Source organism: Dyadobacter sp. CY326 (assembly GCF_021390515.1).
Lineage (GTDB): Bacteria > Bacteroidota > Bacteroidia > Cytophagales > Spirosomataceae > Dyadobacter.
Window position 1 is genome coordinate 59,517 of record NZ_JAJUXI010000004.1, and the last position, 22,155, is coordinate 81,671.

General features: G+C 44.6%; 17 protein-coding genes and 1 tRNA gene. 5 read left to right on the top strand and 13 right to left on the bottom strand.

What is annotated here, in order from left to right; translation table 11 throughout:
- Positions 1 to 17: 17 nt before the first annotated feature.
- Positions 18 to 2,339: a TonB-dependent receptor gene (locus LZG73_RS08625; protein WP_233847697.1), complete on the bottom strand. Its 2,322-nt coding sequence runs from the start codon at positions 2,337 to 2,339 to the stop codon at positions 18 to 20.
- A gap of 204 nt (positions 2,340 to 2,543) precedes the next feature.
- Here LZG73_RS08625 and LZG73_RS08630 point away from each other — a divergent pair, with 204 nt between their 5' ends.
- Positions 2,544 to 3,269 (top strand): hypothetical protein, encoded by a 726-nt coding sequence (locus LZG73_RS08630; protein ID WP_233847699.1) that lies wholly within the window; start codon positions 2,544 to 2,546, stop codon positions 3,267 to 3,269.
- A 30-nt stretch (positions 3,270 to 3,299) separates the two neighbouring features.
- Here LZG73_RS08630 and LZG73_RS08635 read toward each other — a convergent pair whose 3' ends face one another.
- The 5 genes from LZG73_RS08635 to LZG73_RS08655 all read right to left on the bottom strand — a co-directional run bounded on the left by LZG73_RS08635 (position 3,300) and on the right by LZG73_RS08655 (position 8,577).
- On the bottom strand, positions 3,300 to 4,361 hold the full coding sequence (locus LZG73_RS08635; RefSeq protein ID WP_233847702.1) for a 6-bladed beta-propeller: 1,062 nt from the start codon (positions 4,359 to 4,361) through the stop codon (positions 3,300 to 3,302).
- 67 nt (positions 4,362 to 4,428) lie between these two features.
- Positions 4,429 to 5,388, bottom strand: a complete 960-nt coding sequence (locus LZG73_RS08640) for a 1-phosphofructokinase family hexose kinase (RefSeq protein WP_233847704.1) — start codon at positions 5,386 to 5,388, stop codon at positions 4,429 to 4,431.
- Positions 5,389 to 5,520: 132 nt separating this feature from the next.
- On the bottom strand, positions 5,521 to 6,297 hold the full coding sequence (locus LZG73_RS08645) for an SDR family NAD(P)-dependent oxidoreductase (RefSeq protein ID WP_233847705.1): 777 nt from the start codon (positions 6,295 to 6,297) through the stop codon (positions 5,521 to 5,523).
- 107 nt (positions 6,298 to 6,404) lie between these two features.
- Positions 6,405 to 7,649 carry an ATP-dependent Clp protease ATP-binding subunit ClpX gene (gene clpX / locus LZG73_RS08650; RefSeq protein WP_233847708.1) on the bottom strand — a complete coding sequence of 415 codons (1,245 nt, stop codon included), beginning with the start codon at positions 7,647 to 7,649 and terminating at the stop codon, positions 6,405 to 6,407.
- Between the two features lie 253 nt (positions 7,650 to 7,902).
- Positions 7,903 to 8,577: a ClpP family protease gene (locus tag LZG73_RS08655; protein ID WP_082213823.1), complete on the bottom strand. Its 675-nt coding sequence runs from the start codon at positions 8,575 to 8,577 to the stop codon at positions 7,903 to 7,905.
- A gap of 248 nt (positions 8,578 to 8,825) precedes the next feature.
- On the opposite strand from LZG73_RS08655, the gene LZG73_RS08660 reads away from it, so the two are divergent.
- The gene (locus LZG73_RS08660) at positions 8,826 to 9,206 is read left to right on the top strand and encodes a helix-turn-helix domain-containing protein (RefSeq protein WP_233847709.1); all 381 of its coding nucleotides are present in this window, start codon (positions 8,826 to 8,828) and stop codon (positions 9,204 to 9,206) included.
- A 77-nt stretch (positions 9,207 to 9,283) separates the two neighbouring features.
- Here LZG73_RS08660 and tig read toward each other — a convergent pair whose 3' ends face one another.
- Positions 9,284 to 10,633 (bottom strand): trigger factor, encoded by a 1,350-nt coding sequence (gene tig / locus LZG73_RS08665; protein ID WP_233847713.1) that lies wholly within the window; start codon positions 10,631 to 10,633, stop codon positions 9,284 to 9,286.
- A 165-nt stretch (positions 10,634 to 10,798) separates the two neighbouring features.
- Positions 10,799 to 10,880 (bottom strand) — tRNA-Leu (locus tag LZG73_RS08670).
- A 171-nt stretch (positions 10,881 to 11,051) separates the two neighbouring features.
- On the opposite strand from LZG73_RS08670, the gene LZG73_RS08675 reads away from it, so the two are divergent.
- The 3 genes from LZG73_RS08675 (at position 11,052) to LZG73_RS08685 (ending at position 15,332) form a co-directional block, all read left to right on the top strand.
- A complete protein-coding gene (locus tag LZG73_RS08675; protein WP_233847715.1) occupies positions 11,052 to 13,343 on the top strand; it encodes a bifunctional (p)ppGpp synthetase/guanosine-3',5'-bis(diphosphate) 3'-pyrophosphohydrolase in 2,292 nt (763 codons plus the stop codon).
- Positions 13,344 to 13,460: 117 nt separating this feature from the next.
- Positions 13,461 to 13,961 carry a Fur family transcriptional regulator gene (locus LZG73_RS08680; protein ID WP_233847717.1) on the top strand — a complete coding sequence of 167 codons (501 nt, stop codon included), beginning with the start codon at positions 13,461 to 13,463 and terminating at the stop codon, positions 13,959 to 13,961.
- Between the two features lie 75 nt (positions 13,962 to 14,036).
- Positions 14,037 to 15,332: an adenylosuccinate synthase gene (locus tag LZG73_RS08685; protein WP_233847718.1), complete on the top strand. Its 1,296-nt coding sequence runs from the start codon at positions 14,037 to 14,039 to the stop codon at positions 15,330 to 15,332.
- Between the two features lie 51 nt (positions 15,333 to 15,383).
- Here LZG73_RS08685 and LZG73_RS08690 read toward each other — a convergent pair whose 3' ends face one another.
- From LZG73_RS08690 to LZG73_RS08710, 5 genes are all read right to left on the bottom strand, one after another.
- Positions 15,384 to 18,323, bottom strand: coding sequence for a DEAD/DEAH box helicase (locus LZG73_RS08690; RefSeq protein WP_233847719.1), 2,940 nt, complete (start codon positions 18,321 to 18,323; stop codon positions 15,384 to 15,386).
- Positions 18,324 to 18,529: 206 nt separating this feature from the next.
- Positions 18,530 to 19,441, bottom strand: coding sequence for a bestrophin family protein (locus tag LZG73_RS08695; RefSeq protein WP_233847723.1), 912 nt, complete (start codon positions 19,439 to 19,441; stop codon positions 18,530 to 18,532).
- Positions 19,432 to 19,890 carry a hypothetical protein gene (locus LZG73_RS08700; protein ID WP_233847725.1) on the bottom strand — a complete coding sequence of 153 codons (459 nt, stop codon included), beginning with the start codon at positions 19,888 to 19,890 and terminating at the stop codon, positions 19,432 to 19,434. The genes LZG73_RS08695 and LZG73_RS08700 overlap by 10 nt, the downstream gene beginning before the upstream one ends.
- Before the next feature lie 142 nt (positions 19,891 to 20,032).
- Positions 20,033 to 21,400 (bottom strand): HAMP domain-containing sensor histidine kinase, encoded by a 1,368-nt coding sequence (locus LZG73_RS08705; protein WP_233847727.1) that lies wholly within the window; start codon positions 21,398 to 21,400, stop codon positions 20,033 to 20,035.
- Positions 21,384 to 22,082, bottom strand: coding sequence for a response regulator transcription factor (locus LZG73_RS08710; protein WP_233847729.1), 699 nt, complete (start codon positions 22,080 to 22,082; stop codon positions 21,384 to 21,386). Before LZG73_RS08710 ends, LZG73_RS08705 begins: the two co-directional genes overlap by 17 nt.
- Positions 22,083 to 22,155 lie beyond the last annotated feature (73 nt).

Consider the following 22,155-nt stretch of genomic DNA (forward strand, 5'->3'; position numbering starts at 1 on the left):
CCCGCCTTCTTGGCACATTAAGAGCCAAATTTCCATTTCAGACGCAGTGACGCATTGCGTCCCATTTCATCTGCGTAATAGCGGAATCGGTTCAGGTAATCCCTGTAAGCAACATTGAAGAGGTTTTGAACCGAAATTCCAATTTCGAGTTCCTGTTTTTCGGATAAACTAAGCGAAGCGCCCATTTGCAAATTCCACAAAGAATAAGCACTCGGCGGCGCCAAAAAATCGCTTGCTGGCGGCACACGTTTTTGCCTCGCCACATAAAGGTTTCCAATTGAAATAAAAGGCTTCCGCAACTTTCCAGCCTCCGCAACTTCATATTTGATCATGTTATCAACCCTGTTTGATGGAATCATCACGAGATAACTGTCATTCCGCTGATCATAAACGCGCAGATAACTTACTTTGCTTGAAGCCGTTAAGTTCTTCGCGAATTCCCAGCTTGCCGTCAGGTCAAAGCCCTTGAAAGTCGCATCCGTTTGTGTGTATTTGAAATAAGGAAATGCGCCGCGAATGGTCAGAATCGGTTCAGATTGCGGTTTTAAATAAATAAAGTCAGAAATGAAATTATAGTAACCGCCGATTTCTGCTGAAAATCTTGGCGAAGCATATTTTACACTGGCGATGGTGTTCAGCGCCTTTTCCGATTGCAAACTTGCATCACCCTTTTCATAAGCCGCCGCGCCGTGGTGAACGCCGTCGCTAAAAAGCTCGCTGACATTCGGTGCGCGCCACGCCGTCCCGAAATTCAATCGGGCTGATAAGCGCTCAGACAAAGTTTTTGTTGCCCCAATCGTTCCTGAGAAATTGGCGAATGTAAATTCGCGAGACACTTTTTCGCGGTTGACAATGCGATAAGTTTTCAATGTTCTGTAATCATATCGCGCGCCAGCTTCCAGCTCCCAGCCATTTTTCACATAACGTTCAATCCAAAAAAGACCAATGTTGAATTGATTGAAATTGGGAATAAGCGGCCGCCCGTCCATCAAATTATATTGATATAACGAGCTCACACCCACCTGGCCGGTCAGTTTGCCAGCAATGGGCTTGTGGTCCCAAACCACATCATTGGTTAATGTGCTTAGCCTGAAAGTAAGCTCGGGATGGTTGAGGTTTGCTATGGAATCATTGCGCGGGCGGTGCAAATCATATTCGTTGCGATCATTCAACTGGCGGGCAATGGTCCATTGCAAACGGTTGCCGTTTGCGAAATGATAATGTGTCTCGACTTTAATCAGCTCATGAATTACATTTTGGTTGGGCCTTCCAATGGCATAGCTGAAACCCGATTTCACAAACGGCTCGCCATTTTCGATCACATTCAAAAGGTCCGTGACGCTTCCAATGTGTGAGCCCGAGAATATGCCAATTTTTGTATCAAAACGACTGTAAAACGCATCAATGCCAAATCCTTTGACGCGATAACCTGCTGCAAGCGAGAAGTTTTGCTCGCTAATGCCCGTGTTGTCCAGGAAATAATTGGGCGTGCGAATGTTCCCGCCCCGCTTCATTGTTCCCTGCGCGCGCCAGCCAAAACCGTTCAAACCCTTAATGCCGCCCTGCAAGGTGCCCGACGCCACGCCTTGCCGACCATTGGTAAAGCCAACTGCATTCAGTTCACCGCTTATCGATTTGTTAAACGGAAGTTCTTCCGGCTCAACCAAAATAACGCCTCCAATGGCATCAGAGCCATAACGAACGCCAGCCGCTCCCTTCACAACGCTCAATCGGGTTGCGATAAACGGGTCGATTTCTGGCGCGTGCTCCGAACCCCATTGCTGACCCTCTTGCCGAACGCCGTTGTTCATAATGAGAATGCGGTTGCTGTGCAATCCGTGAATGACCGGCTTCGCGATCGAAGATCCTGTTTGGAGAGAAGTCACTCCCGACAGACCTTTTAGGCTTTCTGCGAGATTTTGCCCGCGTGTTTTTTCCAAGTCACTGCCGCTGATCGTTGACAATGGCTGCGAGCTTGGCGAGTCTGTCCGATGCGCTGTAATTTCAACGTCTTTTAAATGGACTTCCTGTTCCTGTAAATTGAAATTCTCCTCATGACCAGCCGTCAAATCAAGCTTCTCCTGAAAAGCATTATAGCCAATAATCCTGCATTCAAGCGTGTAGGAGCCCGGACAAAGATCACGCAGTTCATAACGGCCTTTGTCATCTGTAAAAACACCCGTGTTTTGCCCAACGATCAAAACAGTTGCACCGACGATCGGCTGCCCCGTATGCTGGTCCTTCACAACGCCTTTGACAAAACAGGCGCAGCCGGCATTCTGCGCTTGGGAAATATAGGAAGTGAGTAAAAAAATGAAGCTTAAAACAATTCTGGTCATTGGTTTGCGCTGCGCTCGATAAGTGGGTCCGTGCAACTGTGCGGTGTTACAATTGTAAACTTATACTATCTGCAACTGTGTTGCAAATGAATGTGCGAACTATTTTTCGATTTTAACAGCGGTTTAATTGCTTGCTTGTAAATTTGCGATTGAAATTTATGCCCTACCACCTTGTCAGATCTATTGTTAGCCAAAATCCTCCTGATGCCTCCATTGATCGCAGGCGTTACACTTGCCGTTCGTAAATGGGGAGAAGGCCTGGGTGGCTGGATCGGTGGATTTCCATGGGTTGCAGGGCCCATATCGTTTTTTATTGCATTGGAGCATGGCCCATTATTCGCTGCTTCCACAATCACGTCGGCATTACTGGGCTCCGTCGGCACCATCCTCTTTGCATTGGTTTACTCGGTCGTTTCTTCCAGACTTTCGTGGTTGCCAACTGTTTTGATCAGTTATGTGGTCTTTTTCATTGTTGCGCTTTTGTCTCTCGGGAGCACAATTTCGCTGATATCGGCGGTCGTTTTGAACTTGGTTGTGTTAACCGCCGTCTTATATTTTTTTCCAAAACCAAAAGGGAAGGGAGAAGCCAGGAAGCAGCCGGTTTACGACATTCCTTTGCGCATGCTGGTGGCGACGCTTTTTGTGGTTCTACTAACGCAGGCAGCGGATTATCTTGGGCCAACTTGGAGTGGAATCCTCACTCCATTTCCGATTATGACGTCAACATTGGCCGTTTTTACACATTCGCAGCAAGGCTCAGACGCAGCAGTGCGCATTCTTTATGGGTTGCTCCTAGCAGGTTATGGATTTGTGGCTTTTCTGGTTGGCGTGGCTTATCTCGTGCCGCAAATGCCAATCGGCGCCGCTTATGCTCTTTTGACGGTGGGAACAATGATTGTCAACGGCATTACAATCAAGCTGATTCGCTAACTGGCTGCAAATCAGCCTGAATATTTTGATTTAAACACGCTCTAACTTAACTGGATAAGTCTTTTTCGCGTTCCACTGACAAACGTAAATGTTTTCGTCATTGTCAACACAAACGTCGTGGCAATGCATGAAAATAGGCTTTTCCTGCACCATTAATTGTAATTCGCCGTTTTCGTAAACTGGCTTGGTGCCTCCGGGATTGGAAATCACTTTGTTATTTTTATCAATAATTGTTACAAAACCTGAGTTTGGAGTCTGGTTCAAATAGCGCAGTCTTGACCAGCAAACGCCTGCAAAAAGCGTGTCGCCTTTGAAAACAGGCCTGCACACAAATGCGCCGGGCAGGAATAATGTGCTGAGATATTTGCCGTCGAGCGTGAACTTCTTGAATGAATTGTGCGCCCGCGAAGTCACCAGCAGCGTCGGATTTGCCTTGTCCCGATAATCTATCGCGACGCCGTGCGCAGTTGAAAACTGTTCGTCGCCGTCGCCTGAGCCGCCAAATTTGTCAATAAATTCACCTTTCTGATTGTATCGCAAAATCCATTGCGAGCCGTAACCGTCTGCAACATAGATCGTTCCGTCTGGCCCGATGGCAGTTTCAGTTGGCTTGAACGGATCTGCTTCTTTATAAGCGCCTACTTTGGAAGGATGCTCAATGGTCAGGAGGATCTTGCCTTTCAAATCCGTTTTGAAAACTTTGCCGATGTTCGGATCGCTTACAAAAAGAAACTCTTCACCATTTGCATTCCAAAGCGTTAAGCCGTGACCGCCGGGAAATTCATGACCCCAGCTTTCAAGCAATTTACCCGACCTGTCGTATATAAGAATGTTGTTTTTAACCTCGTCGCCCACCATGATCAGCCTGCCTTTGCTGTCCTGCACCATTTCGTGACAATTGTTAACCGGAAATTTGGAAGCGTCGAGATTTCCCCAACCCTGGTGCACCTTGTATTGATAAGCTCCATGACCAATGACTTCCCCGTCAACCTTTGGTTTGGCATGAAGAATGTAAAATGGCTTGAAAGTCAATGCGGCAGCAGTGACGGCAGTCAGTTTCGCAAAATCGCGGCGGGAATGTTTTTCAGGCATGACGGATGTTTTCTATGCAAAAGACGCAGGCAATAATTTCTTACTATTTGCGCCTCACACCAGAAACTCAGCTTGCTGAATAGCGCTTTCCATAACGGTTCAGCCAATCCATCAATCGGTTGACGTCCTGCATTTTAAACAATTCGCTGCCTGAGTTCATTGTTGCGGCTGTTCCGCATGCAACGCCCATTCTCACGGCTTCACGAGCTGATTTGCCTTGCGACAATGTCCATACAATTCCTGCAAGCATGCTGTCGCCGGCTCCTACAGTGCTTTTTGGTTCTACGGGAGGCGCAGGAATGTGTTCAACCTGGTCTTCTGTAACGAGCATAGCGCCCATCGCACCCATGGAAACAACAACGATTTCGCATTGACCGCGGATAATGAGTGCTCTTGCGGCATCGTCCACTTCGTCAAGCTCCAATTTTTCAACGCCTACGAGTTCGCTCAGCTCGTCAATGTTGGGCTTTAAAAGATAAATTCCCGCTTCTGTGGCATATCTGAGCGCATCTCCGGAAGTGTCTGCAATGAATTTGGCGCCTTGCTTGTTGGCTATTTTGGCGATTTGTCCGTAAAAATCGGCCGGAACGCCTGGGGGAAGGCTCCCGCTGGCAATGATGTATGAAGGTTTCGGATCAAGTTCTTCCAATGTTTCCAGGATCGCCCTGACTTCCGTTGGCATCATTTCGATTCCAGGCATCCCGAAACGATATTGAAATCCAGTGCTCGTTTCCAGAACATGAAAATTTTCCCGCGTCCATTGTTTCGTTTCGATGACGATCGTTTCCACGCCTTCCGCTTTTACAAGCTTGTGCAATCTTTGGCCGGTCGGGCCGCCGATGGTGAATATTGCGATTGGATTTCCGCCCAGTCTGTGCACGGCTTTGGCAACATTAATTCCTCCACCGCCCGCCTCAAAATTGGGCGCGTCGCAACGCAGTTTGTTGTCTGGGACAATGCGTGAAACGTTTGAACTCTTATCTAGGGCAGGATTAATAGTTAATGTTACAATAGGGCCGGTTGCCATATAAATACAATTGCGTGAGTGAAAAACCGATCAGTGGATTACTTATCCGACGAATTTACGCGAATAAAACAAAAAAAGTGATGTTCACAGCGCGCATTACGAATTCTTCACAAAAGCATTAACCTTGCAATGTTAAAACTGACCGTCGGTGATTTCCCAGCCACCATCGACTGTGAAGATCTGCCCGGTTGTAAATCTTGCATAATCAGACATGAAATATACCGCCGCGCCATCCAAATCGCCAGGAAGTCCATATCGACCTCCATCGAGCGGTTGTTTGGTTTTGATAAACTGACCTGATTCTTCAGTGCTGTTTTCCAAACCTTCAATAATGCCAGGCGTGAGCACATTAACCCTTATATTTTTTTGCGCATAAGACGACGCAACGGACCTTGAAAAGCCGATGACCGCTGATTTGGCTGTTGCGTAAGCGTGATTGGAAAAATGCCTGGATGAAGGAGAATGGGCTAAAACAGAGCTCATGTTCAAAATGCTGCCACCTTTGTTCATGCCCATGAATGTCCGGATCGCGGCTTGATTGGACAACATTAAGGAAGTCAAATTGAGATCCAATGTCTTATTCCAGCCTTCCAGCGACAATTCATGCAGAGGCCCGTCGCCAAATTGCTCTCCACTTCCGCCGGCAACATGATATAGGCCATCGAAACTCCCGAATTCGCGGATGCAAAGCTGAATGGCGTCCAATGCAGTTTGCGAATGTGTTGCATCGCCTTGTTTTGCGCGGGCAGTGTTTCCCAATTGCAGTTCAGCCACAAGGCAATTTTCCGGATTCCTGCCAACAACGACTACATTGGCTCCATTTCTCACAAAAGCCTTAGCAGCAGAAAAGCCTAAACCCGTCGTTCCGCCGATGATTACAATCGACTTATTTGCTAACCAATTTTCCATTTCTTGTAAATTAATTTGACGCAAAATAGGAGGATTGCCATAAAAAGTAAAACGCTCTGCATTCCTGAGCGGATTGCAGAGCGTTTATATCAAGCCTAAATTGCTTCCTAAGCCACAGAACGCAATAAAGACATGGAAGATTTTTCGAATTTGTCTTTCGCATAATCCAGCGAAAGTGTGAATTCTTTTATGTCCTTTTGAGACGGAAGATCGAACATTGCATCGGTCATAATCGACTCGCAGATGGCGCGCAAACCACGAGCGCCAAGTTTGTACGTCATCGCCTGGTCAACAATGAAATCCAGCACTTCTTCTTCAAAATGAAGCGTAATGCCTTCCATCGAGAACAGTTTCGCATATTGTTTTACCAAAGCATTTTTCGGCTCAGTCAAAATCCTGCGCAATGTTTCACGATCCAAGGGATTCAAATGCGTAAGAACAGGCAGACGGCCGATCAGCTCAGGAATCAATCCAAAAGATTTAAGGTCCATTGCAGTCACATAACGCATCAAATTTCCTTTATCGAAAATTTCAATGATGCGGTTATCGCCGGAAAATCCAATCGGACGCGTGTTAATGCGCTTTCCAATGTGTCTTTCGATGCCATCAAATGCGCCTCCGCAAATGAACAGAATATTCTCCGTGTTCAAAGTGATCATTTTCTGATCCGGGTGCTTGCGACCTCCTTGTGGCGGAACATTCACGGACGAACCTTCCAATAACTTTAAAAGCGCCTGCTGAACGCCTTCTCCGCTCACATCCCGCGTGATCGAAGGATTATCTGACTTGCGGGCAATTTTATCAATTTCATCAATGTATACAATCCCGCGCTCAGCCGCTTCAACATTATAATCAGCAGCCTGCAACAATCTTGTCAAAATCGTTTCAACATCTTCACCGACATAACCCGCTTCGGTTACAACCGTTGCATCGGCCACGCAGAAAGGAACTTGTAAAATTCTTGCGATGGATTTGGCAAGATAAGTTTTACCCGTTCCCGTTTCACCCACCATGATAATGTTCGATTTTTCAATAACCACATCATCGTCGGTCGTTACCTGGTTCAAGCGCTTATAATGGTTGTAAACAGCAACAGCCAATGAACGCTTTGCTTCGTCCTGGCCGATTACATATTGTTCAAGAAAACGCTTTATTTCAGTCGGGGGGATTGGTTTGAGTTTGGGTAACTTCGTTTTTTTCTCCTTTTTGTCTTCTTTCGACCCCAACTCTTCTGTAATTACCTGATGTCCCTGCGCAATGCAGTGATTACATATGTGTGCGTCGATTCCGGAAAGTAAAAGATCTACTTCGTTTTTCTTACGTCCGCAGAACGAACAACTTACTTGTGCCATTGATTTCTTAATAGTTTTGAATTTTACCGGTTCGTAATGAAGTTTGCAGAATGTGTAACACTTAAAACCGGAACCAGCTTAACAAGAAGACTGAAAATAATGTTTCAAAAATCTCGCCCGTCCTCATCCACGTAGTTATACTTATACAAATTTCCGGTTTTTTGTCCGGGATACCAAATCGGCCTACATCCTTATAATAAGAACGCCCGGGCAATTCACTTGCCCGGGCGTTTCAAAAAGACTCCAATTAAGATCACTTATCTCTCGTCAACACTTCGTCGATCAAGCCGTATTCCTTTGCTTCTAAGGCTTTTAGCCACTTATCACGGTCAGAATCGATGGCAATTTGCTCAGGCGTCTGGCCCGTGTGGTTAGCCAGGATTTCGTAGAGTTCGTGACGTAATTTTACGATTTCACGTGTAGTAATTTCAATGTCAACAGAAGTGCCTTGTGCGCCACCTGATGGTTGGTGAATCATCACACGCGCATGTGGAAGCGCGGATCTTTTGCCAGCCGCACCGCCTGCAAGAAGCACCGCACCCATGGAAGCTGCAAGGCTCGTACAAACCGTCGCAACATCAGGACGCACATATTGCATTGTGTCATAAATGCCCAAACCTGCGTAAACCGAACCACCCGGACTGTTAATATACATCAGGATGTCTTTTTTTGCATCAGCAGATTCTAGGAACAAAAGCTGTGCAACGATAATGTTCGCAATGTTGTCGTCAACACCAGTTCCCATAAAAATAATGCGGTCGGCCATCAGGCGCGAGAACACATCCACTTCACGGAAGTTCATCGGACGCTCTTCGATAACCGAACGCGTCATATTTTCAACTGTATGGTTTACGTAGCCATCAACTGTAAGGCCATTCATTCCAAGGTGGTGAACGGCATATTTTCTAAATTCATTTCCGTGGTTCATCGATCAACTTAAATTTTAATTGAATTTATAATTAAAGGGCAAATGACTAAAAGAACAAAAAGCACTATATGTTAGTTTCTGATAATAATGAGGCTTCTTCATTCTTGGGGTTTCACAAAATTGACTATTTCATTGAATAATCCTTGTCTATTGAAGCGATAAATTATCGAAAATTGCGAGAGTCAGCGAAGAAGGTCTTTATTACATTGCATAACAAATGATAAATCGGCATGAAAAACACGGTGGCTATGAATGTTACATCAAACTTGTCTGAAAAAATTCGCCTGATCCGTTTGCAAAAAGGGCTTTCTCAGGAAAATATGGCTGATATGCTCGGCCTTTCCACAACAGCATACGGTGATCTGGAACGCGGCCGGACTGAACTTTCCGTTTCCAGAGTCGAAAACATTGCCAAACTGCTGGACGTCCCGCTCCCAGAATTACTAGGCTTTGACGCATTGACCATGTCAGAAACCGAATGGCTTCGTCAGGAAAATACGCGGTTATTGGGAGAAAACCGGCGGATGCAGAACGAGCTCGACCAGTGGAAAATGAAATTCAAGCAATGGTTTGGTGACGGCATCATTCGGCACATTGGTGAAGAACGCGAACGGATAGGTTTTAAATAAAAACACTGGCCCGCATAGGGCGTCCATAAACCGGGACGCCCTATGCAGGCCAATGAAAAAAATATCATTTTAACTGATTAAGCAGCAACTTCTTCGCCCTTCGCCAATTTTTCAAATTCACTTACTTCAATGGTTTGTTCATCCGTAGAAACCTGGCTGCGGATGATCTCCATCACTTTGTTATCAAAAACCTGATTGAAAACATTTGTGTAGTTATCACGCTCTTTGTCTGCAAGATATCCTTGTGCAACGCGGTCGATGGTTTCTTTCATGCTGTCGTCATCGCCGTAGATTCCGAACTGTCCTTTCACTATGTTACGGGTAAATTCAAGGATTTCAGGATATTCGACTTTAACGCTTTCTCTGTCAGCAATTTTATTTTTAATCAAGCTCAACTTCAATGATTTCTGGAAATCTTCGAATTGCTCTTCAATTTGCTCACGTGTGAATTTTCCTTCGTTTGTGCGCTCCAACCAGTCTTTCAAAAAGTCGCCCGGAACTTCAATCTTAATGCTGTCAAGCAAAGCATTCTCGATGTCGCGACGAAGCAATGCTTCTGTTTCGCGTTCGTAGTTTCCTTTGATGATCTCCAAAAGCTTTTCGTTGAACTGCTCTTCGTTTTCAACCTGGCCTGGACCTAACACTTTATCAAAAAGATCCTGGTTCAATTCCGAAGATGCTGAACGCGTTACGTCTTCAACAACCAATGTAAAATCGCCGGAAAGTGTGCCGATATCTTCTTTTTTCTTTCCGGTTACATGCGCAATGGCAGCTTCGTCAGAAAAAGTATTTTGAATATCAAAAACAACTTCGTCACCTTTCTTAACGCCGATGAATTTCGAAAGTGATTCTGCATTCACTTGTTTTGTAGGAATGGCGGTGCGCGTTGTGAACTCAGAAGATTCCTGTTTCAATTCTCCGAAGATCATATCGCCTTCTTCGCTCACCTCAGGGTGAATGTTTTCTGCAAAACGCTCACGCAGGCTTTCGATTGTTTTATTTAATTCAGCATCATCCACATTAATCGTGTAACGTTTCACCGCAGGAAGCTCAGAAAAGTTAACGTCGAAATCCGTCGCTACTCCAAGGTCGTAGCTAAATTCCAATTCGCTAGGGCTGTCCCAGTTAACTTCCGCTGCTTTATCGCGATTCGGAACAGGGTCACCAACCACCTGCAATTTATTTTCTCTGATATAGCTGCTAACCGCAGTGCTTAAAAGGTTGTTCACCTCGTCAACCAGAATGCTTTTACCATACATGCGCTGAATCACATGGGATGGCACTTTACCCGGACGGAAGCCTTTCAGGTTAACCTTTTTGGAATAATCCTTGATCGTCTTATCAATTTTTGGCTGATAATCGTCTTTGGTCAACGTGACTTTAAGAGAGGCTAATGTCGGCGAATTTTGTTCTAATACAACTTCCATGTGTCGCTTATGCTATGGTAAATACCTTTTAGATTAAATAGAAAAGAAAAACAAAAATGCCCTCAAAACGAAGTCCTGAGGGCATTTGACGGGTTTAACTTTGGAGCAGCTCATTTTTCTTATCGAGATAGGAATCTTGACGCCCCGTCATTCCCTTGTTATTCGTACGGGCGGAGGGAATCGAACCCCCACGCCTTGCGGCACTAGATCCTAAGTCTAGCACGTCTACCAGTTCCGCCACGCCCGCTCACTTATTCACCCTTTTTCAACGCCTTTTGTCGAATTGGGAGTGCAAAGGTATTCTTATTTTTTAGATACATGCAAACATTTTTGAAAATTTTATCTTCGGGTAAAATAAAATTGAAAAATGTCGTCGGAATTTGTTATTTTGGTGAAGCATACCAATTAAAATATAGCAGTGGAGCAACTCGTTGAACCCCTCACCATTGATCTGGAACAGGAGCGGAAGGACATTCTTAAAAAGTACCGGAGGTTATTACGAACAGCCAAGCCCTTTTTGAAGGATAATGATGCCAAATTAATTAAAAAAGCCTTTTACACCTCCGTAGACGCACATAAAGACATGCGCCGCAGGTCGGGGGAACCATACATATACCATCCGCTTGCCGTTGCCCAGATCGTTGTAGAAGAGATCGGATTAGGGACAACGGGCATTGTTGCAGCTTTACTTCACGATGTTGTGGAGGATACGGATATGCGGATTGAGGACATTGAAAGATTGTTTGGCAAAAAAGTCGCCAAGATCATTGACGGACTTACCAAAATCTCCGGAAGGTTCGAGTATGGCAGCTCGCAGCAGGCCGAAAATTTCCGGAAAATGCTGCTCACATTGTCTGACGATGTGCGCGTAATTCTTGTAAAGCTCGCGGATAGGCTGCATAACATGCGGACGCTCGACAGCATGCCGCGGGACAAGCAGCTGAAAATTGCCTCCGAAACCATCTTCATTTACGCGCCGCTCGCGCACAGGCTTGGGCTTTACAGCATTAAATCCGAGCTGGAAGAACTATATCTGAAATACACCGAGCCGCAGGAATACCGCGCCGTTGCCCGGAAGCTTAGGGAAACGAAAGGCATTCGTGATCGCTTTATCGCGAAGTTCATGGAGCCTATTGCGCAGGACCTTGAAGCTGCGGGATTGAATTTTATCTTAAAAGGCCGTCCCAAGTCGATCTATTCGATTTGGAACAAAATGAAAAAGCAGAATAAGCCTTTTGAGGAAATCTATGACCTTTTTGCCATTCGCATTGTGCTTGAATCTTCTGCTGAAAATGATCGGGAAAAAGCGATTTGCTGGCAGGCTTATTCCATTGTAACGGATCATTATAAACCCAACCCGGATCGCCTGAAAGACTTCCTCAGCACGCCGCGTGCGAATGGTTACCAATCATTGCACTCCACGGTTATGAGTAAGAGCGGGCAGTGGGTGGAAGTGCAGATCCGGACTTCGCGCATGGATGAGATTGCGGAGAAGGGTTATGCGGCACACTGGAAATATAAGGGCAATGACACCAAAGTTAGGGGCAACATTGAGCAGTGGATCACGCAGGTTAGGGAGACATTGGAGAATGGTTTTGGAGATAAAACGGCCGCTATTGAGTTCTTGGATGAGTTTAGGAGCAATTTGTTCAATGAGGAAGTTTTTGTTTTTACACCAAAAGGAGAACTGAAAGTGCTGCAAAGTGGTGCAACGGCGCTTGATTTTGCATTTGACATACATTCGGAAGTAGGGGCACATTGCATGGCCGCGAAAGTGGGCGGAATTCTGGTTCCGATTAGTTATGTACTTAATAATGGTGATCAGATTGAGATCATCACGTCCGGCAAGCAAAAACCGAATGAGGATTGGCTGCGCATAGTTGTAACCTCTAAGGCACGGGCGCGGATTAAGGATTTTCTCAAAGAAGATAACCGGCGTTACGAAACGGACGGTCGTCAAATGGTTGAGAAGAAGTTGAAAATCCTTGGCGTTGAGCTTACAGCCGAAGTTGTGAATCAGTTAAGAGCGTTTTTTGAATGTAAAACTTCCGCCGATTTCTTTTACAGAATAGGAAAAGGATACATTCAACTCGATGAATTAAAGCGATTCAAAAAAGATAAAGAAGCAAAAGAACGCAAGGCGACAGATAATAACGTCACAACTGCCGCGCCTGCTCCCGGGCCAGGAGATGGCAAAACACTAACCAAATTTTTGAAACACATTCATGGCGACCGGGCGGATAGCGACACGCTGCTGATCGGAGACGACATGGATAAAATCGATTACAAACTTGCCATTTGCTGCAATCCAATTGCCGGCGATGACGTTTTTGGTTTTGTGACAATTAATGAAGGCATTAAAATTCATAGAACAACCTGCCCAAATGCTGCGGAACTGATGTCCAAACATGGAAATCGCATTATTAAAGCTAAGTGGGAATCAGGCAAGGATGAGGCATTTTTGGCAGGACTTTACCTTTCCGGAACGGACCGCGTGGGTTTGGTGAATGATGTAACACGGATTATTTCCAACGAGCTGCACATTAATATGCGCGGCCTGACCATTGATACAAAAGATGGTGTTTTTAATGGCGATATTAAGCTTTATGTGCAGGATACCAAGCACTTGGACATTCTGATCGGGAAGTTGGAACAAGTGGAAGGCGTGTATAATGTGCAGCGTTTTGACACAAACCTGATCGACAAATAGCTGCGTCGAACGATTAACATGGTCATGTGTTATAAATTGAGGCAGTCGGAACTATGACTGCGAAAGTGACAATGATTTAAGTAAAAAAGCGTATTTTCGCGCAAGAATTTCAGAGATATGCCACAAGCCAGCAAACCGAATTTTGAAGCCGCAAAGAAAATCTTAACGGCTTACCTGGAAAATAAAGGACTTCGTAAAACGCCTGAGCGCTTTGCGATCCTGGAAGAGATCTACACTAGGGAAGATCACTTTGATGTAGATGAACTTTACATCAGCATGAAAAACAAGCGATATCGGGTGAGTCGCGCCACTGTTTATAATACATTGGACGTGCTTGTGGATTGTGATTTGGTTACCAAACATCAGTTTGGCAAGAACCTGGCGCAATTTGAAAAATCCTACGGTAACAAGCAGCACGATCACCTGATCTGCACGGATTGCCATAAAGTGATGGAATTTTGCGATCCCCGGATTCAGTCTATTCAGAACATGGTGGGTGAAATGCTGAATTTCAGCGTAATGCACCATTCGCTTATTTTCTACGGTAACTGCACCAAAGAGAACTGCCAAAACCGCAACGAAGTCCGTGAAACTGCTGCGGTCTACGAAGACAGATAATACAATATTAGGCCGGGCAGCACTCGTTTGCCCGGCCAACCTTACACCATATTAGTTTCAGTAATCATAAATTGAATGAAAGTTGACGTATTACTTGGTCTTCAATGGGGAGACGAGGGAAAAGGTAAAATTGTGGACGTTCTTGCGCCACGTTATCAGGTTGTAGCCCGTTTCCAGGGAGGGCCAAATGCAGGTCATACATTGGAATTTGATGGAATTAAGCACGTTTTGCACCAGATTCCATCAGGTATTTTCCGCAGCGATATCCAGAATATTATCGGAAACGGAGTCGTTTTGGACCCCATCGTTTTCAAAAGAGAAATCGAAAATCTCGCCAAATACAATCTGGACCTGATTAGTAATCTTTTTGTTTCCAAAAAAGCATCGATTATTGTTCCAACCCACTCATTGCTGGACGCTGCTTACGAACGTTCAAAAGGTGATTCTAAAATCGGTTCAACATTAAGAGGAATTGGACCTGCTTATCAGGACAAAGTGGCAAGATTAGGCTTGCGCGTAGGAGATGTTCTTTCTCCAAACTTCGCAGCCAAGTATAAAAAGCTTGTTGACGCACACAAGACAATTCTTGATTTCTATGCATTTGACTACTCAGAAGTGCTTCCAAAATCGGAAGAAAACTTCTTTGGTGCAATCGAATTCATGAAGCAGTTTACTTTGGTGGACAGCGAATATGTTGTGAATGAAGCATTAGCAGCATCAAAAACAGTTTTGGCAGAAGGCGCGCAAGGCTCTTTATTAGACATTGATTTCGGTTCTTACCCATTCGTAACAAGCTCCACAACCATGACGGCCGGCGCTTGCACAGGTTTAGGCATTGCGCCAAGCCAGGTAGGAGAGGTTTTCGGGATTTTCAAAGCCTATTGTACACGCGTAGGAAGCGGCCCATTTCCAACAGAATTATTAGAAGAAACAGGCGAAAAAATGCGCCAGGAAGGCCGTGAGTTCGGCGCTACAACCGGACGCCCACGCCGCTGCGGATGGCTGGACTTGCCTGCATTGAAATACGCAATCATGATTAACGGCGTTACGCAGCTGATTATGATGAAAGTGGACGTGTTGACAATCTTTGACAACATTCGCGTCTGCACTAACTATCGTCTTCCAGACGGAACCTTAACCGATCATTTGCCATACGATTTGTGTGACGAAACGGTCGAGCCGGTTTATAAGGATTTCAAAGGCTGGGAAACATCATTGGATGGAATTCATGATTTTGAAGCCATTCCGGATGAATTGTTGGCTTATGTGAAGTTTCTGGAAGAAGAATTGAAATTGCCGATTACATTTATTTCGACTGGACCAGATAGAGAGGCGTTGATCAGCCGTGAGGCATCTGCGCTGTCGGTTTAGAATAAAGTTATATTTTAAAAATGTCATCCTGAATGTTCGGGATGACATTTTTTATGCCAATAAATTCAAAACATCCTCCCGACTTAGCGATTTAATAAACCCTTCTTCATTAGAAATCAAATCGTCCGCAAGTTGCTTCTTAGTCCTTTGCAATGCCAGAATTTTTTCTTCAACGGAGTTTTTCGTAATAAACTTATAAGTGAAAACCGTCCGATCTTGGCCGATGCGGTGGGCGCGGTCTATGGCTTGGGCTTCGATGGCGGGGTTCCACCAGGGGTCGAGGATGAAAACGTAATCTGCGGCGGTGAGGTTAAGGCCTAATCCGCCTGCTTTGAGCGAAATCAGGAAGATTTTAATGTCATCATTGTTTTGGAAAAGCTCCACTTGTTCCTGGCGGTTTTTGGTTGAGCCATCCAGATATGCATAAGTGATTTCTTTTTCATTCAGGAACTGCCTGAACAAATCCAAATGCTTTATATACTGGCTGAAAATCAGAATTTTATGATTCTCGCTGATGACAGTCTGCATCTTGTAAAGCACATCTTCAAACTTTCCCGAGCCGTGTGTATAATCCGGGTCCACCATTAACGGATGGTTTGCCAATTGTCTCAGCTTCGTAAGTCCTTGCAAAACAACGAGCTGTGATTTGGAAATGCCTTCTGTGTCAATGCTTTGCAGAATCATGTTGCGATAATAAGCTTTCGCTTCTTCGTAAGCTTTTTCCTGCTCCTCGGACATGTCGCAATATTGAACGCTTTCCACTTTTTCAGGCAGGTCAGTCGCGACCTGGGATTTTAACCTTCTTAAAATGAAGGGTTTAATGAGATTATATAGTCTTTTCGTTTTCTCCTCATCGCCACGTTTTTCGATCGGGATTTGAAATTCATCCCTAAAAAATGTCTGACTTCCGAGCAAACCCGGATTTACAAAAGACATTTGTGACCACAGATCCAATGTGTTGTTTTCGATGGGCGTGCCCGTAAGTACCAGCCTGTTGGCAGAATTTAATTTCCTAACCGCCTTTGTTATAATAGAAGCCGGATTCTTAATCGCCTGACTTTCATCCAAAATCACATAATTGAAACAATAAGACTGGATAAAGTCAATGTCCAATCTGACGATTCCATATGATGTCAAGATCAGGTCATAATTGTCAAATTGCGCTGTGTCTTTTTCACGGTTTGTGCCTGTGTAAAGTAGCACGCGCAGCGAAGGTGTAAATCTTTTCGCCTCCAATTGCCAGTTATAAAGCAATGAGGTGGGCATAATGAGCATGGACGGTTCCTTAATGCCGATTTCCTTTTCAGCCTGCAATAACGCGAGCGTTTGCACTGTTTTGCCCAAACCCATATCATCCGCAAGGCAACCTCCGAAGCGATATTGTTTCAAAAAGCGCAGCCAATCGTAACCAGTTTTTTGGTAAGGGCGCAAAATCCCTTCAAAATGCTGCGGCGGGTCAACGGCTTCAATGTGATTGAAATCTCTTAGATTTTCGAGTTTGCGGCTGATCACGGCCGTGGCAAGATTCTCTTCTTTAAGCTCCTGAACCAATGCTAAATGATGCATCCGCAACCTGAGCGGATCATCGCCGCCATCGTGCTCCGTAAAAGAAAAGAATTCCGAATATTTGGTAAACCACCATTCAGGAATCACCGCAATTTCTCCGTTAGGAAGCAAAAATTCCTTTTTTCGATTGAGAATGTAACTCCTTAATTGAAGAAACGGGATCTCAAATTCGCCAAACTTTACTTTTGCATTGATATCAAACCAATCGCGCCCTTCCTGGATTGAAATGTCAATGGACGAATAACCCAAGAAATAACGTTTCGCGTCGCTGGTGTTTTGACGCACGATAATACCATTGTCTGTCAGTAAGTTAGCATTGCTTTGCAGCCAACCGAAAGCCTGGGATTTCGGCATTTGAACCTTGCCATTGCGAATGTTGAGTCCCCATTCTTTCAGCAAAGCCACGTTCTGACTTTCGGTTTCAATGCTGCGTTTTACTTTATTGAAAAGATAATCATTGCCTTTTTTTTCCATATGCACGCTTGACGCATGCGCAAAACTGTCGTAATGGAAAGAAAAATTGGCATATTGAAACGACAAATCGAATGCAACGTCGTTATCTTCTTCTTCCAAAACTTCCACGTCCGAATCCTGAAAAAATGCGGGCGCTTTTTTCGTGTTGGAATTGTATTCTGAGATCGTCAGGACCGTTTTGGGCATAGATGACACATTCCTGATCTCGAACCCTCTTGCCACAACGTCATAGGAAGCAATGAGTGGTGCCACGAAACGGCCGTAATATTGCTCCTCAACCTGGCCTGGAATCGCAATAAATTTTTTGGCCAAAAACGGTTTTATTTTTTTGCCGTCGACATGCCCTTCAAAATGAAACAAATGCCCATCCAGGACGAGCCAGGCAGGTTCTTCGCAAATGAGGAAAGCATTTTTATATTGGAAATCAACCTTTTGGAATTTGTGGCGGATCGTGGGAAAGTAATGCGTGTTGTCTTCATTTCTGATAAAATGAAAGCGAATTGTGGCTTTCTCCGGCTCCCAAGCGACCGGTTTCCAAAGCGGATTGCCGTCACTGCCCATGATAAAGATGTCTTTGCCATTCAAACGTTCAAGAATGCGGGCCTTACAATTTTCCAAATAGCCTGCAATGGCTTCCTGAACCGTTTTATCACCTTTTTGCGGATCATAAACTTTCAGAAAAAAATCAACTGCATGGAGCTTTTTGGGATTGAATTTGCGGAGGATGACATCCTGCTGAATGTCATCTATTAAGCCAACGAGCTCCACGTCGCGCTGGTCTATGCCGGTGCGGAATTCCTTGATGTTTTTAGACGATATGTTCTGGATTTGGAAAGTAAAGTCGCCCTGCGCATTCAATTGAACCACGAAGGGTTCGAAGATATATCCCAAAAACTCGTGGTTGAGAATGGAATAAATAATCTTAAACGGCTCTAAGGGAGAGACTTTCATTCTTTATCGTTGGCTAGGCGTGACTTTCACTGTAAAAAGGAGCTTGCCTTACATGATATAAGGGTCTTTACATTTTGGAAAACTTCAAATATAGGTGATAAGCCACCAAAAAAAAAGACTTCACTGAGGAAGTCTTTTATATAATTTATAGAATAAATTCTTAGACACTTGTGGCTGAATGTTTGTTTGCTTCCAGCCTAATTTATTTACAAAACATAAAACTGCTCTGGCTGCAAAACGGTGGCGGGAGCCTGTTTGTCACACATCATTTGCTTCAAATCGCGTTCAATATTTTTCGATATCGTAAGCATTGGCGTGTCTGTTGGCTTATTTTCAAAAGGATCTTGCAGATGAATCGCCATTTTCTCAATCAGGAAAAAACATGCAGTAATTACGATCAGCACAGGAACCATCAAAAATCCGAAGAGTTCGACTAATCCAAACGGCAGCAACAAAATGAAGAAATTGAGCGCCAAATGAATATATAAGCTGTAAGTTGAAGGAAAAACGGTGTTTTTGATCCGTTCGCATCTTCCCATTGCATCAGTCAGGCGCGTCAATGTTGCATCCAGTTGAATCTGCTGATATGGGTTTACCCAGCCTTGTTTCAATGCATTGTTCAGATCCCGGGCATGTAACTGGATCAGCCCCACGTGCTTATTGTCGTAATCTGCCAATGAGTCACATTCTTCCAGCGTAACAAGTCGCTTAATTTCCGGCATGGTGTCTTCCTTGCGAAGGCCGTTTGCAAGCGCAAAACACCATGCGATCTGGCGATTGATAAAGCGCCGTTTGAAGCCATCAATTTGCTCCGGTTCATAAGGATCTTCAATCAAAAACATAACTTGGCGAGCCAGCGATCGGGAGTCATTAACGATCGATCCCCAGATAATCCGGGCTTCCCACCAGCGGTCATAAGCCTGGTTTGAACGAAACGCCAGCAGGAGTGAAATGATCGTTCCCAGCACTGTGGGGACAGTCATTGGAATTGAGATCTCTGTTATATTAAAATTTTTATAGATGATCTCAATGGCAAAACCATAAATGGCGACGAAAAATATTTCGTATTTGATCTTGCCAAAAATATATTTAATAGGAATGTTTTTTTTCAGAAGCATATTTCTTGTGCCTTAGCTGGTTCTTCGAGTAAGTCTGTGTCAATGAGTGGGATTCCGGCTTTTTTAATGACCGGCAAGGCATCCAGGCTGCTTTTGCAAAGTTTGGGAATGCCGAAAGTTTCGGAGTAGGCGATGAAGTCGGCATTTTGTGCGTCAAGAAAGTTCTTGAATGCGGCCAATTTGTTTCCGTAAAAGAATTCGACCTTGATGCTTTTCAGTTTGTTTCCGTACAAGTCTTTGAGAATGTGACAATCCCGCCAGAATGCTTCGGAAACAAAATCGTATTCTTTTTTTCTGTAAGTCGAGAAAAGCAAGTCCTGAATATCGTCTGTCACATGGAACAGATGCGTAAAAACGATGGAAAACTCTTCGTGCGCATTGCGCGTAAATAGCTGCGCAACCTGCATGGTTTCCACACTAAAATCGCCGGGGATAACAACTGTTTTCATATCTTGTCGCTTTTGTGAACAATGCATTTATTTGATGATGCAATGTTAAGGCGAGGATGTTAAGACGGGTTAAATCGGACGTTATAATGTGGTGAGAGAAATATTAGAAGAAGATTAAAACATTAAAATGAGATTAGAGAGGCTATTTAACAAAGGGCAAAAGCACCTTAAAGCTCGTCCCCGCACCAACCTGGCTATTGACGACAATTGCGCCCTCATGTTTTTTAATGATGTTATTGGCCAAAGGAAGGCCGATTCCATATCCTTTGTAACGTTCTGTATTGGATGCCCGGAAAAACGGAACGTAAATCTGCGCAATCTCACGATCGGGAATTCCAATGCCGACGTCGTTTATCTCAATGACTGAATGTGTTTTATCCGCAGAAATAATAATGCTAACCGGCTTGTTATCAGAATATTTACAACTATTCAGCACAATGTTGGAAAGAGCCGCTGTCAGCAAAGTCTCGTTTCCATTGATTGTTAATTTGGCCTCATCGTCGGGCAAATGGTCAAAGTTGATCGTAACCTGATTTGCAGGCATAATCTTGTCGACCGCTTCTTTGACCGAAAGCACCAACTCGTCAATTCTGATCCTGGACCATTGCTCTTTTTTGCCGTCAAAACCTGTTTGTGCGAGGCTTAACATGCTGTTTGCCAAGTGTTCAAGTCTTCCTGTTTCTCTATAAATGGTTTCAAATGAGGCTCTTGCGGCAGGCGGAATGTTGTCTAGGGAAAGTCCCAGTTGCGCCTCTCCGCTAATTACAGTAAGCGGCGTTTTGAACTCGTGAGATGCGTTGCTGACGAAGTTATTTTGTATATCAAACGTGATTTCCAGGCGATTAAGCATGTCATTGAATGTGTGTGAAAGATCTTCGATCTCATCTTTGCTGCTGCCCACATCCAACCGCTGATGCAGGTTATGCGCGCTGATTCCCTTCACATTGCGGATAATCCGGCGAATCGGATTGAAAACCTGCGTTGAAAAAAGCCTTCCGAATGTAAAAACGAAGAACATGGAAATGAAAAATCCGACTGTCAGTAATTTTTTCAGGTTGTCGATCTCTTCAAGTCCGTAAAGGTCAACAGCGGAGGAGAGAATGATGATGGACTGGCCGGCTTGGTTAATGTTCAATCCTATGTAGGAAGTGTCATTTTTAAAGAAGCGGGCAGGCTCTTTTCTGACAATGTTGTCGTAAAACGAGGGCGGCATCGGCATCTGTTCCCTCAGGCGTTTTGCTTTTTCAACTTCACCGCTTTTGATAATTCGATGCTGTTCAAATGGCAAGTCGCCCAAATGCCGTTCCTTGATATCGTAATAAATAGATGTTGTGCGTTTGCTTGTCTGCAATGCAGCGTGTCCAACGATGTCGGCCCGCACTTCCAAACGGTGATAAAAGCTGTTTGAAACGCTTTCTGACCCGAAAATATAAATGAAGATGCTCAGCGCCAGGATGATGCCGGAAGTGAGTATGGTGAAGCTGAGCGCAATTTTAGTTTGGATCTTCATATGACTGGCGCATGACGTAACCCATTCCGAAAATCGTGTGTATCAGCTTGTTTTTCTGGTTCTTATCAACCTTTTTGCGCAGGTAATTAATGTACACATCGACCACATTGGTGCCCAGGTTGAAATTAATGTCCCATACATTTTCAAGGATTTCCATCCTGTTCAGCACTTTGTTTTGGTTTACCATTAAAAATTCGAGCAGCCTGAACTCCGTCGCTGTGAGGTCAATAATGTGCCCGTTTCGCTGAACAATCTTGGTTTCGGTGTTTAAAACAAGGTCCGAAATTTCAATGGTTGTGCTGTTTTTCTCCTTTTCAACCTCTTTGCCACGTCGGGTAAGCGTTCTGATACGGGCTTCCAGTTCTGCTAATTTGAAAGGTTTTGTCAAATAATCGTCCGCACCAGCATCGAGTCCCGAAACAATGTTTTCCGTCGTTCCCAATGCGGTAAGCATTAAAATCGGCGTTACAGACCCCGAGCTGCGAATTTTCCGGCAAACCTCCATGCCATTTATTACGGGCAGCATCAGATCCAGGATAATCATGTCGAAAACGTGCTGCGAAGCCATTTCAAGCCCCGAACGCCCGTCCATTGCCACGGTAATCTCGTGTCCGGCAGCGGAAAGGCTTCTTTGGATCAGGGAAATTACGCTCGGTTCGTCTTCGATAAGCAAAAGCTTCATGCACGCAAAGGATTGGAAAACATAAGGATTAAATGTAGGAAAGTATTGCCTAAGTAAAGCAATCAGACATTAA